This window comes from Labrenzia sp. THAF187b (assembly GCF_009363375.1).
Taxonomy (GTDB): Bacteria; Pseudomonadota; Alphaproteobacteria; order Rhizobiales; family Stappiaceae; genus Roseibium; species Roseibium algicola.
The window spans coordinates 3789020-3801812 of sequence record NZ_CP045344.1 but is presented as its reverse complement, the minus strand read 5'-3'; the positions used below and the strand labels follow the sequence as shown (position 1 = coordinate 3801812).

Below are 12793 nucleotides of genomic sequence, written 5' to 3'. Positions count from 1 at the left end.
CTCAGAACTCCCTAATCAACCGGCAACCGAACCTGGGACAGTCAGACGATCTGGCTCAGTCCCGGAATTTGTGAAACCACTTCATTCACAACATCGTCCCCTGCTTTTTCCTTAGCATAGGACACGAGTTCTTTGACAACACTTTGCACGCCATCCATGTCGAGGCCCGCATTTGTCAATTCATTGAGTGCCGCCATGGCCCCCATGCCACCGCCCATCATGCTTCCAAGACCGCTCAAGAACCCGCCGCCGGAACCGGCTTCCGCACGCGCATCGACAAGATCCTTCGCTCCAGGCAAAGCATCGAAGATGAGCTGCATCTTGTCTTCCGGACCTTCCTTGTTCAAGAAGCCCAGAATGATGCCGATGGCGTTCTTGGCGACATCTTCCTCGATGCCTGCTGCCGCCATGATCCGCTGGATGAGCTCGTCCATGAAAATCTCCTGATCAAATGACTGACGCCCTGTCATCCGGCGTCCGTTTGGCTTCTCTATACAAGTCTCGAGGTGCCCGCGTCGATGGGCAATGTCTTTTCTGCTCGACTATGCCGCATGCAGCCCGCAGGCTCGTCCAATGCCGCCTGGCAACAGAAAGTTTCAATCTGGCCGTGAAAGGCTCTAGGCTGCGGTAAGATGCAGGGATTCGGGGGTAATCGTGACGGTAAAAGACAGTATTTTCATCGGTGCCAGCACCAGGGAAGAAACCCTCACGCTCAAGCTCGCAAACCGCCATGGCTTGATTGCCGGAGCAACAGGCACCGGCAAGACCGTCTCACTGCAGATCCTTGCCGAAGGCTTTTCCAAGGCCGGTGTTCCCGTGTTCTGCGCCGATATCAAAGGCGACCTGTCCGGACTTGCAACCGCGGGCGTTTCCAAGGACTTTCTTGAAAAACGCGCCAGCGATGTCGGGATCGCCGACGAGTACACCTATGAAGCCTTCCCCGCGGTGTTCTGGGACCTGCTCGGCGAACAAGGCCATCCGATCCGCACCACCGTTTCCGAGATCGGGCCCCTGCTCCTTGCCCGACTGCTGGAACTCAACGATACGCAGGAAGGTGTACTGAACGTCCTGTTCGAACTGGCCGACGATGAAGGCCTGCTGCTGCTGGATCTGAAAGACCTCAGGGCAATGCTTGCCCACGTGGCAGAACGTGCCTCCGAGCTTTCCACGATCTACGGCAACGTTTCCAAGGCGTCCGTCGGGGCCATTCAGCGCAGGCTCCTGGTGCTGGAGCGCCAGGGTGGTGAAAATTTCTTCGGCGAACCGGCCCTCGACATTCGTGACTTCATCCGCACCGCGCCGGACGGCCGGGGCGTCGTCAACATCCTCGCCGCCGACAAGCTCATGTCCGCTCCCCGGCTCTATGGCGTCTTCCTGCTCTGGATGCTGTCGGAACTCTTTGAGGAACTGCCCGAAGTCGGTGATCCGGAAAAGCCGAAGCTGGTGTTCTTCTTCGACGAAGCCCACCTTCTGTTTTCCGATGCTCCCAAGGCACTTATCGAGAAGGTGGAACAGGTAGTCCGGCTGATACGTTCCAAGGGTGTCGGCGTCTATTTTGTTACCCAGAACCCGCTGGACGTACCGGAGACCGTGCTTTCCCAGCTCGGCAACCGCATTCAGCACGCCCTGCGCGCCTTCACGCCGCGCGACCAGAAGGCTGTCAGGGCCGCTGCGGAAACGTTCCGTCCCAACCCGGATCTCAACACCGAACGGGTCATCACGGAACTCGGTGTCGGCGAAGCACTGGTCTCGACCCTGGAAGGCAAAGGCATTCCCTCCGTTGTTCAGCGCACGCTGATCCGTCCACCCTGCTCCCGGCTCGGTCCCGTCACCCAGGCCGAACGGCGGGCCTTGATCCAGTCCAGCCCCGTCTTTGGCACTTACGAGCGCACCCGCGACCGGACGTCGGCATACGAAGTCCTGATGGGACGCGCGCAAGAAGCGCAGAGACAGGAACAGCGGCGCCAGGAAAAGGAAGACAGCTACGCCAGGAAACATGGCGAGCCACGGCGCTCGCGATCCGGTTTCCAGTTGCCCGACTTCGGACGCGATGACAGGCCGCGTCAGGAAAGCCGGGAACGGCGCAGCAACCGCCGTGGCCAGCGTGACACGGCCCTGGAAGCCGGGCTCAAGTCCGCAGCCAGAAGTCTCGGCTCCTCGCTCGGCCGTGCGCTGGTTCGGGGCCTGCTCGGTTCGTTGAAAAGAGGCAACTAGACAAAGCGATGCCGGCAACCGCGGCCCAAAATCTGGAGACCGAGCGCAAGGCGCTTGTCATCGGCAAATGGGCCAACCTGTTCATGGCCGCTGCCGGCCTTGTGACCGCCTGGGCATCCCGGTCCGACGCCATGCTGGTGGACGGGCTGTATTCGGCCGTCAATTTCATCTCCGCCATTGCGGCCGCTCGAATCGGGGCAAGGGTAGGCCTGCCACCGACACGCTCCAGACCCTGGGGACACGATTTCGACGAGGTGCTCTATGTCACCTTCCGGAGCCTCATCCTCATTGGCGTGCTGGTCTTCGCAGCCTTTGTCTCCATCTCGAAAATCTGGACCTTCTTTTCCGGAGGCGTTGTCCCGGAACTGGTGTTTGGTCCGATCGCGGTCTACGCAGTCGTCATCGTCAGCATCTGCCTGGGCCTTGCATTCAACTTTCACCGTGCCTACCGGAAAACCGGCAAGCGCAGCGCCATCCTGAAGACCGAAGCCCGCGCCGCTCTCATCGACGGCGCGCTCAGCGTCGGATCGGGCGCAGCCCTTCTGTCGCTGCCCTATCTGGAAGATACGGTTCTCGGACCATTTGTCCCGATCGGCGATGCGGTCATCGTTCTGGTGTTGATCCTGGCGATCATCTGGCAGCCGCTTTCGACCTTCCGCACGACGCTGGCAGACCTTGCCGGCGTCAGTGCCCCCAGCAGCACCTATGCCAAGGTCGCCCGGGCAGCCCGCGACCTTGCCCGCGAAAAAGGCTATCGCCTGCATCGGGCAGCTGTCCTTCAGGCAGGGCGCATGCATTGGGTGGCGGTCTATCTCGATCCTGAAAAACCCGTTCGTGCCGAAGACATAGACGCGTTCCGCGACATTCTCTCCGCCCGGCTGGAAGATGTCATCGGGCCTGCAAGGGTGGAAATTGTCCTCACCGCAAGCGATTACACCAATCCGGTTCAGGAGTGATGCGCCACCCCCGTTTTTCCCCTGAGTAACAGGATAGTTACCCCTTCCCGTTAAGGCTGCAATTGAAACAACGGCAGACGGGGCAACATGCGTTACCGAGTAAACCGGCCACAACCGCAATACAAAGCTGAGTGCTTGCAGCAGCGCCGCTTCGGTTCGGCTCTGCAATTGCTTTTCCTGCTGTCCCTGATTGCTGTTCTCCTGGCCGGAGCGCCGATAGCCCGTGCACAGGAGCCCGGCACTGCTCCCACCAGTACGGAAGAACGGGCAGGATCACTGGATCAAAATCGGGTGGCACGCGCCCGGGAGTACCTGCGCGACAACCCGATTTCTCCACCCGACACGTCCAGTCCGCGTGCGACACTGGAAAGCTTCGTCTACATCATGAACGAAGTGAACACGCTCTGGATGTCGGTGCGGGACACTTATGATGACAGCAACCGGTTGTTCCTGTCGGACAGCGAAGAGGAAAAACTGGTTCTGGTACGTGCGCTTCTTTCAAAAGCCGCGCAGACTTTCGACCTCAGCGGCATTCCCGTGACTTCCCGGGAAAATGCCAGCGTCGAGATTGCACTGCAGCTTCAGGAGATCCTGGACAGGATCCCGGCGCCGCTTTTCGAAGACATTCCCGGCTCGCCTGCAGGCAGTTCGCGAAAGCCCGGCAACACGGCGGAATTGCCTGACCATTGGACCATTCCCGGCACCAGCATCAACCTGCTGCGTCAGGATGAAGGGGAACTGCGCGGGCAGTACCTGTTTTCCAGATCCTCCGTCGAGCGCATTCCCGAAGACTATGCAGTTGTACGGGTTCTGCCCATCACCGCGGACCGCGGAGAAGACCTCTTTGAATACTACATCTACACACCCGGCAACCTGATTGCACCGCTCTGGTATGACGTCATTGAAGCAGGGCCAGACCTGCTCCAGTATCATTTTGCCGACCAGGCATTTTGGCAATGGCTGGCGCTTGGCGGACTTCTCGTTCTCTACGCGGTCGTGTTCGGATATTACGTCCGCTGGCGCAGGTGGCGTGCGGTCTCCGTGAACGAAGGAACCCGCATCGTCCACGCGATCCTCAATCCGGTTGTGGTGATCCTTGCCGCAAGTCTCTTCCGCTATGTGTGCGAAGACCAGATCAACATCACAGGCATGCCTTTGGTGGCAGTCGGCACGTCGATGACGGCCATCATCTGGTCGGCGACTGCCTGGATGGTCTATCAGCTTCTGCAGCTGTTCTACGTCTGGTTTTCCAGCAGTGCCGGGGCTGCAAGAGACGGACTAGACGTCAGCCTTCTGCGCACCGGCTTCCGAGTCTTCTCCCTTGCCATCGCGCTGATCGTGCTCGGGTATGGCGCAACCCAGATCGGTATTCCGATCTACGGCGTCATCGCAGGTCTCGGCGTGGGTGGTCTTGCAATTGCCCTTGCCGCCCAGCCGACAATTGAAAACCTGATCGGCGGTATCATTCTTTATGCTGACCGGATGGTGCGTGTCGGCGAGTTCTGCCAGTTCGACGATCTGGCGGGCACCGTGGAATCCATCGGCATCCGTTCAACCCGTATCAGGGCGCTCGACAGAACACTCATCACCGTTGCCAATGCCGATCTCGCCAAACGAAAGATCATCAACTACAGCTACCGCGACCAGTTTCACTTCCGACACAAGCTCAAACTGCGGTATGAGACGAGCCCGGCATCGCTGAAGCGCGTTCTGGCAGCGATCCACGACTATCTCCTCGCCCACGAAAAGGTAATCGAAGATCCCCTTCGCGTGCGTCTGATCGGTTTAGACGACTACGCTGTCACGGTCGACGTCTATGCCTATGTGCAGGCGGCTACGGTCGCAGCGTTTCAGGAAATCCAGGAAGAGCTGCTCTTCGGCATAAGGGAGATCGTCGAGGCCAACGGATCTGAAATCGCCTATCCTTCCTCGACCGTCTATCTGTCGCAAGACAAGGGTCTGCAGGACGAACAGACGGCCGGTGACGCAGCACCTGCCACCGGCGAGAAAGAGATCCAGGCCGCCTGATGGATCGGCGGCCGGCGCTTTGCCGGCCGTCTTCTGCTTCCTGAATAAGCAATTGCGCAACGCGCGCCGATATGGCCTGTTAGGGCCTTCTCACATTGCCCGAGTCCATCGGGCCTGCTCCTATCTGTTCAAAAATTCAAGGATCCGTCATGAGTTCCATCGACAAGGTCTTGGCGCGCATCGATGCCAATCTCGACAACAGCCTCGACCGACTGTTCGACCTCCTCAAGATCAAGAGCATTTCCACCGACCCTGCGTTCAAGGCTCCGTGCCGTGAGGCAGCTGAATGGCTGGCAAGAGAACTGAACGACATCGGCATTGAGGCATCGGTACGCGACACGACCGGCCATCCGATGGTTGTCGGTCATCGCAAGTCCGGCAAGCCGGGACCGCATGTCCTTTTCTACGGCCACTACGACGTTCAGCCGGTCGATCCGCTGAACCTGTGGAAGCGCGACCCGTTCGACCCGGCCATCGAGACAAAGCCGGACGGCAGCAAGATCATCGTTGCTCGCGGTTCCGCCGACGACAAGGGCCAGCTGATGACCTTCGTCGAAGCGGCCCGCGCCTATCTCGAAGAAACCGGCGACCTGCCGATCGACGTGTCGATCCTGTTCGAAGGTGAGGAAGAGTCTGGTTCTCCGTCGCTTCATCCGTTCCTGGAAGCCAACAAGGACGAACTGTCCTGCGATCTCGCGCTCGTGTGCGACACCGGCATGTGGGACGCTGAAACACCGGCTATTTCCATCATGCTGCGCGGCATGGTCGGCGACGAGATCATCGTCAAGGCAGCCAGCCGCGACCTGCATTCCGGCTCCTATGGTGGCTCGGCTCAAAACCCGAACCACATCGTCGCCTCGATCATTGCCGGCCTGCACGATGAAAACGGCAAGGTGACCCTGCCCGGCTTCTACGACGGCGTCATCGACATGCCGGAAGAAGTCACCAAGATGTGGGACGAACTCGGTTTCTCGGTCGAGGAATTCCTCGGAGATGTCGGCCTGAAATATCCGCGCGGTGAAAAGGACCGCATGCCGCTTGAACACCTCTGGACCCGCCCGACCGTTGAAGTGAACGGAATGTGGGGCGGTTACCAGGGTGCCGGTTCCAAGACGGTGATCCCGGCCGAAGCACATGCCAAGTTCACCTTCCGCCTTGTCGGCGATCAGGACCCGGACAAGGTCCAGGAAGCTTTCCGCGCCTACGTGCGCTCGAAGATCCCGGCAGACTGCACGGTGGATTTCATTGCCAAGGAAGGCAGCCCTGCCCTCAGGCTCGACTTTGCGATGCCTGCGCTGGAAAAGGGCAAGACAGCCCTCAAGGCGGAATGGGGCAAGGATGCTGCGCTGACCGGCATGGGCGGTTCGATCCCGATCGTGGGTGATTTCAAGCGCATGCTGGGTATGGATTCCCTGATGATCGGCTTTGGTCTGGAAGATGACCAGATCCATTCGCCGAACGAAAAATACAACCTGACCAGCTTCCACAAGGGCATCCGTTCCTGGGCCCGGGTTCTGGACGAGTTGGCCAAAGACTGACCTTGAAGATGACACGCGGGCCCACGGGCCCGCGTGTCATGGATCGAACACGATCAACATGCCTGAGGGCAGAGCCTGCCACCTCAGCGACCGGAGAACAGACATGAAATCCATTTGCGTCTTTTGTGGCTCCAGCTACGGCGCTCTCGAGGCATATGCGGATATTGCGCGCGAAACGGGACGCGTCATCGCCGAAGAGGGCTACACGCTTGTCTATGGCGGCGCCAAGGTCGGCCTGATGGGCACCGTTGCCGACGCGGCACTTGAAGCCGGCGGCAAGGTGATCGGTGTGCTGCCGCGATCTCTTCAGGACAAGGAAATCGGCCACGAAGGATTGAGCGAACTGCATCTCGTGGATTCCATGCATGAGCGCAAGGCGATGATGGCAGACTTGTCCGACGCCTTCATAGCCCTTCCGGGCGGCGTTGGTACGCTCGAAGAAATTTTCGAAGTCTGGACCTGGGGCCAGCTCGGTTATCACAAGAAGCCCTGCGGTTTCCTCAATGCCGAAGGCTATTACGATCACCTGATCGCCTTCCTCGATCACCAGACAGACCAGGGTTTCACCAAAGAGGTGATGCGCGACATGGCGCAGATCGCCAGTTCTCCGCTGGATATGATCCGCCAGTTCGAAAACTATACGCCCCCTTCCGCACCCAAATGGATCAATCGGGACGAGACCTGACCAGTACGCTGAAACGCAAGCCTTGATGCCCCTGCGGCAGTTGCCTGCAAGCTTCGGGAACTGTCCACAGGGGGCATCGCTCTCTTTGCAAACAAGACGTTACTTGGTAAATCCCGTATCGCTTCTGCGCAATTCGGCGCAGCCCAATCAGCCCGAGTATCATCATGCGTCTAACTGCTATCGGTTTTGCCTGCCTTTTCGCACTTACGGGAGCGGCCTGCGCACCGACGGCGGATCTGGACGGCACATCCGGGCGCCTGGTGCGGACATCCAACATCACGCTGGTGCAAATCGCTGAAGATCATGTCGGCGGCATTACCGGTGAAACCCAATACGGCCAGAAAGCCATTGAGGCAGCCCTGCCCGGCTTCACCACCGAAGGCATTCAAACCGCCAACGAAAACTCCACCGAGTGGGCGCTTGCAGCTTTCAACAGTGACGGCTTTCAGGTGCTGCAGGTGTTCAAGGGTCAGAACGGCAAGGTCCGCACCGTCCACGGTGTGACACACCACCTGCAGGGCCCGAACGGCGAACGGATCGGCATGACCTTTTCCGAAATCGGCTCCTCACGCGCCGACTGCCGCGTCGGCCAGAACCTGTGGCGTGGCATGGCGATCTGCCATTCCGATGGTCATCCGAATGTGGAACTGGTCTACGCGATCCCGGGCTACGACGGCCCGTTCGACCGCCTTCCGGCCGAAAACGACCTGTTCGATGCACAGCTCCAGCGGATTCTCTGGACACCGAAGAGCTGACGGTTACGCGGCCGGCCAGGTTCATTCCGACAGAACACCCCCAATTTCCCCCTCATCCTGAGGAAGCGCGAAAGCGCTGTCTCGAAGGATGGGCGGCACACTCTTGAGCAAGTGTCGCATCCTTCGAGACGGACCTGATGGTCCTCCTCAGGATGAGGTTTGATGGGAACAATTGACTATCGGATCTTTGAAACGAAGAAATCAGAAGACACCTCAGCCCTCACACGTGCGGCTGCGAGCGCACCATGACTTCGCCCACCTTGCGCCACACGTTGCGCTGCTTCAGCGTCTTTTCAGCCACATCCGCAAGATCCATCAAAACCGGCATGCCGCGATCCTTCAAACCCGGCATGGATTTGAGGTCGCCGCCGGTCCACGGCAGGAACGGATTGCGGCGCATGTGCCAGTGGATTTCCGAACGGACTGTCGGTTTGTCGGACGGCGTACGGCCGTGAAAGGCAAAGGTATCGGCCACGATCAACGTGTTTTCCGGCACCGCCATCTTCTTGGGTTGCGGCAGGCCAAGGGAGGCAAGCTCATCCGCCTTGATCCGGAAAGACCCGCTGGCATGGTGGGACCTCAGGTCCTTGGCTGCGCTCAGGGAGCATTCATACTCCCATTCCAGCCGCTCCTTCGTGAGTTTGTGTGAACCCGGCACGAAGAAGAAGGGCCCGTCGTCCTCACCGACGTCCTGCAGGAACAGCCAGGCCTTGGACGTCGCGTGGAACGTATCGGCGTGAGCATCGGACTGCGGATCTTTTTTCTTCACCTTCAACGGTTCTACCAGGACCGTCTGAATGAAATTGAGAGGCTGTCCACCCTGCGAGGCGGCATAGCGGATCATGTTGATCGCACGCGGATCACGCACCGCCTGAGCCAACGCAGCGTTTTTGCGCAACACCTCCGGCGGCAGCAATGTCATCCGCGTCACCGCCTGCCCCTGGCGCATCTCCCGCGATTCGAACGGCTGGTTGAACACTTCTTCCTTGAGCTGGCGGAAAGTTTCTTCCGGCAGGAAGTTCTTGACCAGGAAATAGCCGTTCTCATCGAAGAAAGCCTGCTGGTCCCGTTCAACCAGATGGGCCAGCTTCGCGCGTCTGCGGGCTGCAAGATCGGCAGCAAGCTGCACTCTTTTCTTGTGCAGGCCCCAGGTATTCAGCCTCTCGCTTCCCAGAAGCGGATTCTTGCGCGGAGACTTGTCGGTTCCGGCGAGACCCAGAACCCAGAACGGGGCTTTCAGATAGGACAAGGGTGTCATGCAGCACCAAAAATGAATTTCATCGAAGTGGCGTGTATCTAACACGTTTTTGCCTGCGGGTTTCAATGTTTCCATCCATTTCGGCGCTGTTTTGCGCCGTCAGAACCCATCGCGAAAGCGTCTTCACCCTTTGGCGGCAGTGACCTTTGCCGAATCCTGCGCTAACACCTTGAGGCATGATGACAACGGCACGAAATCTCGACCCCGCGAAGCTGGCGGACGGTCTGAAAGCCGGACAGCGCGCTGCGCTTGCCCGCGCCATCACGCTCGTGGAATCGCGCAAGCACGAGCATCGCCGCCTTGCCCAGCATCTGATCCAGGAACTGCTGCCTCTCACAGGCAAGGCCCTCAGGGTCGGCATCACCGGCGTGCCAGGTGTCGGCAAGTCCACGACTATCGACACGCTGGGATCCAACCTGACTGCCGCCGGGCACAAGGTCGCCGTTCTGGCGGTCGATCCGTCATCCACCCGTACCGGTGGGTCGATCCTGGGTGACAAGACACGAATGGCCCAGCTTGCGGTGGATCCGAAGGCCTTCATCCGCCCTTCGCCTTCCGCCGGCACGCTTGGCGGGGTTGCCGCGAAGACGCGCGAGACCATGCTGTTGTGCGAGGCCGCCGGGTACGACGTGATCCTGGTTGAAACCGTCGGCATCGGGCAATCGGAAACCACGGTTGCCGACATGGTCGACTTCTTCCTGGTCCTGATGCTGCCTGGCGCCGGTGACGAGCTTCAGGGCATCAAGAAGGGCGTTCTTGAGATCGCCGACATGATCGCCGTCAACAAGGCCGACGGCGACGGCGCTACCCGTGCCCGTACCGCTGCCTCGGACTATCGCGCAGCGCTGCATATTCTTGCTCCCAAGTCGCCCACATGGACACCGCCTGTCATCACGGTGTCTGGCCTCGCCAACGAAGGGCTGGATCACCTGTGGGAGCAGATCACGGTGTTTCGCGAGCGCATGCAGGCCAGCGGTGAATGGCATCAAAAACGCAGCGGACAACAAGTCGCCTGGATGTGGGACATGCTTCAGCAGCGCATGATGGAAGCCCTGACATCGAACACGCGAACCGCCGACCGCCTCAAATCCCTGGAAGAGGAAGTGCGCGGCGGCAAGACCGCTGTCTCGCTCGCGGTAGACGAATTAGCGACCTTGATGGGGCTTGGCGAATGAACACTTCAGGACGCAAGACCGTTCTGGTGACCGGTTTTTCACCGTTCCCGGGGGCACCCGTCAATCCGACGGAGCGCCTCATGAGACGGCTCGCCAAACGCATGGGCGCGCATCAGTCAGGTGTCGACTTCGTCTTCCATGTCCTGCCGACAACCTGGGCAGGGCGTGAAGATGTCACAGACCGGCTCCGCACCACCCTTTCGCCGGACGCCATCGTGCACTTCGGCGTCGACGGGACCCGGCGAACGATCAATATTGAAACAAGAGCCGTCAACAAGGCCGTACGCGTGCGTCCGGATGCATTGGGCAAAGCACCGGTCAAGCCGGAACTGGCAATCTCTCAAGAGCGCGCGCGAAGCTCAACCCTGCCTGCCAGGGCCCTGCGCGATGCTGCGCTTGCCGCAGGTGCGCCCGCACAGCTTTCCACCAACGCCGGAACCTATCTCTGCAATGCCACCTTGTGGGATTCCATCGGCTCGGGCATTGCCAGCATCTTCGTTCACGTTCCGGCTTTGCCGAAAGGTCCGCGCGACACGAGACCGACCTACCCTGTCATCGAGGAAGCCGCGGTCCGCATTCTGCGGGAACTGGCAAGGCGCCTGCGATAGGGCGAGGCTCGGGACACTCTCCTGAAGACTTTCCCCTCAACCCATCTCCCTCATGCTGAGGAGGGCTGAAAGCCCGTCTCGAAGGATGGGCCGCTTGCTCCCGAATGTGTCGCCCATCCTTCGAGACAGCACTTCGTGCTTCCTCGGGTTGAGGTGGTACTGGGTTATCGGGAATTCAGTATTTCGCGGCTTCAAAGTCCCCGAGCCTCAATAAACCACTTGCTCCTGCCCCTGTCTCAATGCACACGGCCAAGCAGTCTCTCGACCTGGCGGATGCAGTCGGCCGCCATGTCGGCGGACAAACCCGCCCGGCCGAGAACCCGCAAGCCGAAATAGGCTGTCAGTACGCCGCGCGCGGTGCCGCGAGCTTCTGCGCCCTCAAGCCCATCGTCCTGAAGCGCGCGGTAAAAACCGTTTTCCAGACGCCTTGTCATCGCCTGCAGCCTTGCCTCTGCCTCTGCGCCCCCCGCCTTGTCGACCAGGGCATTGCACAGAAAGCAACCGAGCCTGTCTCCATCTTTCTGGGCGAGGTCGGCAATGCGGCCGAACAGGGCAAGTATCCGGTCCCGTCCTGCCCCTTCCGAAGGGTCACCAAGAAAAGCGACCGTGTTGCTGACAACCTGATCGTTGTACCTGTCGAGTGCCGCCAGATAGACCGACTGCTTGTCCTGGAACGCCTTGTAGAAAGAACCCTTGGTAATGGCCATGGCATCGAGCAGTTCGGACAGCGAGGCTTCGTCATAGCCAACATCCCAGAACAGCTCCATGGCTTTTTCCAATGCCTCATCAGCGTCGAATTCCCGAGGTCTTGCCATGCGATCTCCCGTCAAGCCACTTCACAAAAAACTCAACCGTATGTCACGCGCTTGTGTTTTGTACCATTCGGTTCCTAACTCTATTTAGGAACCACCGGCAGGGTTGGTCAAGTGCGACCGATTAGGAACCAATCGGTTCCTATTTCAAGATCACTTGAACACGTCTTTGCCGGACCAATTCAACCCCTTGGGAGTGTCTCCAGATGTTTGCAAACCTCATTCGCGGCTCAGTTGCCGCCCTGGTCGTTGTCACCGGGCTTGTCTCCAGCGCTTTCGGTGCCGGTTTTGACGTCAACGCCACCATCACCGGCCTGGCCCTGCGCGGTGTCGATCCGGTTTCCTATTTCGTCAATGGCGCTCCGCAGGACGGCGACATTGCCATTACCGAAGTTCACAACGGCGCCACCTACCGTTTCGCGTCTGAAGAGAACCGCGATCTCTTCAAGCAGAACCCGGAAAAATATCTTCCGCAATACGGCGGTTTCTGCGCCTTCGGTGCTGCCATGGGCGTGAAGGTCGATGGTGACCCGGACCTGTGGAAGATCGTTGACAACAAGCTTTACCTGAACCTCGCACCGTCGATCCAGGAACGTTGGAACAAGGACGTACCGGGCTTCATTTCCAAGGCTGACGAAAACTGGGTTGGTCTGGAAAGCGTTGACCCGAGCAGCCTCTAATCGCCTCTGACCGGTCTCTTCTGCCCCTGTAGACCGGTTACCTGACCGGCCAGGCCATGTGCCTGGCCGGTCTCTTTTTTTCCG

12 protein-coding genes are annotated in these 12793 nt (G+C 59.5%); 9 read left to right on the top strand and 3 right to left on the bottom strand.

Translation table 11 applies throughout. The features are described 5' to 3' along the window. Positions 1 to 41: 41 nt before the first annotated feature. On the bottom strand, positions 42 to 434 hold the full coding sequence (locus FIV03_RS17445) for a DUF2780 domain-containing protein (RefSeq protein WP_055656631.1): 393 nt from the start codon (positions 432 to 434) through the stop codon (positions 42 to 44). A gap of 220 nt (positions 435 to 654) precedes the next feature. Here FIV03_RS17445 and FIV03_RS17440 point away from each other — a divergent pair, with 220 nt between their 5' ends. The 6 genes from FIV03_RS17440 (at position 655) to FIV03_RS17415 (ending at position 8176) form a co-directional block, all read left to right on the top strand. Continuing rightward, positions 655 to 2214: a helicase HerA-like domain-containing protein gene (locus FIV03_RS17440; protein ID WP_152510443.1), complete on the top strand. Its 1560-nt coding sequence runs from the start codon at positions 655 to 657 to the stop codon at positions 2212 to 2214. Between the two features lie 8 nt (positions 2215 to 2222). Next, entirely contained in the window at positions 2223 to 3170 is a 948-nt protein-coding gene (locus FIV03_RS17435; protein ID WP_152510442.1) for a cation transporter, read from the top strand. A 135-nt stretch (positions 3171 to 3305) separates the two neighbouring features. Then, entirely contained in the window at positions 3306 to 5198 is a 1893-nt protein-coding gene (locus FIV03_RS17430) for a mechanosensitive ion channel family protein (protein ID WP_209009692.1), read from the top strand. A gap of 149 nt (positions 5199 to 5347) precedes the next feature. Further along, positions 5348 to 6736 (top strand): dipeptidase, encoded by a 1389-nt coding sequence (locus tag FIV03_RS17425; RefSeq protein ID WP_152510440.1) that lies wholly within the window; start codon positions 5348 to 5350, stop codon positions 6734 to 6736. A gap of 103 nt (positions 6737 to 6839) precedes the next feature. After that, the gene (locus FIV03_RS17420; RefSeq protein WP_152510439.1) at positions 6840 to 7421 is read left to right on the top strand and encodes a TIGR00730 family Rossman fold protein; all 582 of its coding nucleotides are present in this window, start codon (positions 6840 to 6842) and stop codon (positions 7419 to 7421) included. Positions 7422 to 7585: 164 nt separating this feature from the next. Continuing rightward, complete coding sequence (locus FIV03_RS17415; RefSeq protein WP_023000961.1) at positions 7586 to 8176, top strand: DUF1131 family protein; 591 nt, start codon at positions 7586 to 7588, stop codon at positions 8174 to 8176. Between the two features lie 220 nt (positions 8177 to 8396). Here FIV03_RS17415 and FIV03_RS17410 read toward each other — a convergent pair whose 3' ends face one another. Next, entirely contained in the window at positions 8397 to 9434 is a 1038-nt protein-coding gene (locus FIV03_RS17410; RefSeq protein WP_152510438.1) for a phytanoyl-CoA dioxygenase family protein, read from the bottom strand. A 176-nt stretch (positions 9435 to 9610) separates the two neighbouring features. Here FIV03_RS17410 and meaB point away from each other — a divergent pair, with 176 nt between their 5' ends. Both meaB and FIV03_RS17400 read left to right on the top strand, forming a co-directional pair. Next, positions 9611 to 10609: a methylmalonyl Co-A mutase-associated GTPase MeaB gene (meaB, locus tag FIV03_RS17405; RefSeq protein WP_152510437.1), complete on the top strand. Its 999-nt coding sequence runs from the start codon at positions 9611 to 9613 to the stop codon at positions 10607 to 10609. Beyond that, positions 10606 to 11217 (top strand): peptidase C15, encoded by a 612-nt coding sequence (locus FIV03_RS17400; protein ID WP_152510436.1) that lies wholly within the window; start codon positions 10606 to 10608, stop codon positions 11215 to 11217. Before meaB ends, FIV03_RS17400 begins: the two co-directional genes overlap by 4 nt. A 236-nt stretch (positions 11218 to 11453) precedes the next feature. Here FIV03_RS17400 and FIV03_RS17395 read toward each other — a convergent pair whose 3' ends face one another. After that, positions 11454 to 12032 carry a TetR/AcrR family transcriptional regulator gene (locus FIV03_RS17395; RefSeq protein WP_152510435.1) on the bottom strand — a complete coding sequence of 193 codons (579 nt, stop codon included), beginning with the start codon at positions 12030 to 12032 and terminating at the stop codon, positions 11454 to 11456. Positions 12033 to 12235: 203 nt separating this feature from the next. Between FIV03_RS17395 and FIV03_RS17390 the strand changes: the two genes are divergently transcribed. Beyond that, a complete protein-coding gene (locus FIV03_RS17390) occupies positions 12236 to 12709 on the top strand; it encodes a YHS domain-containing (seleno)protein (RefSeq protein ID WP_023000956.1) in 474 nt (157 codons plus the stop codon). Positions 12710 to 12793: the final 84 nt, after the last annotated feature.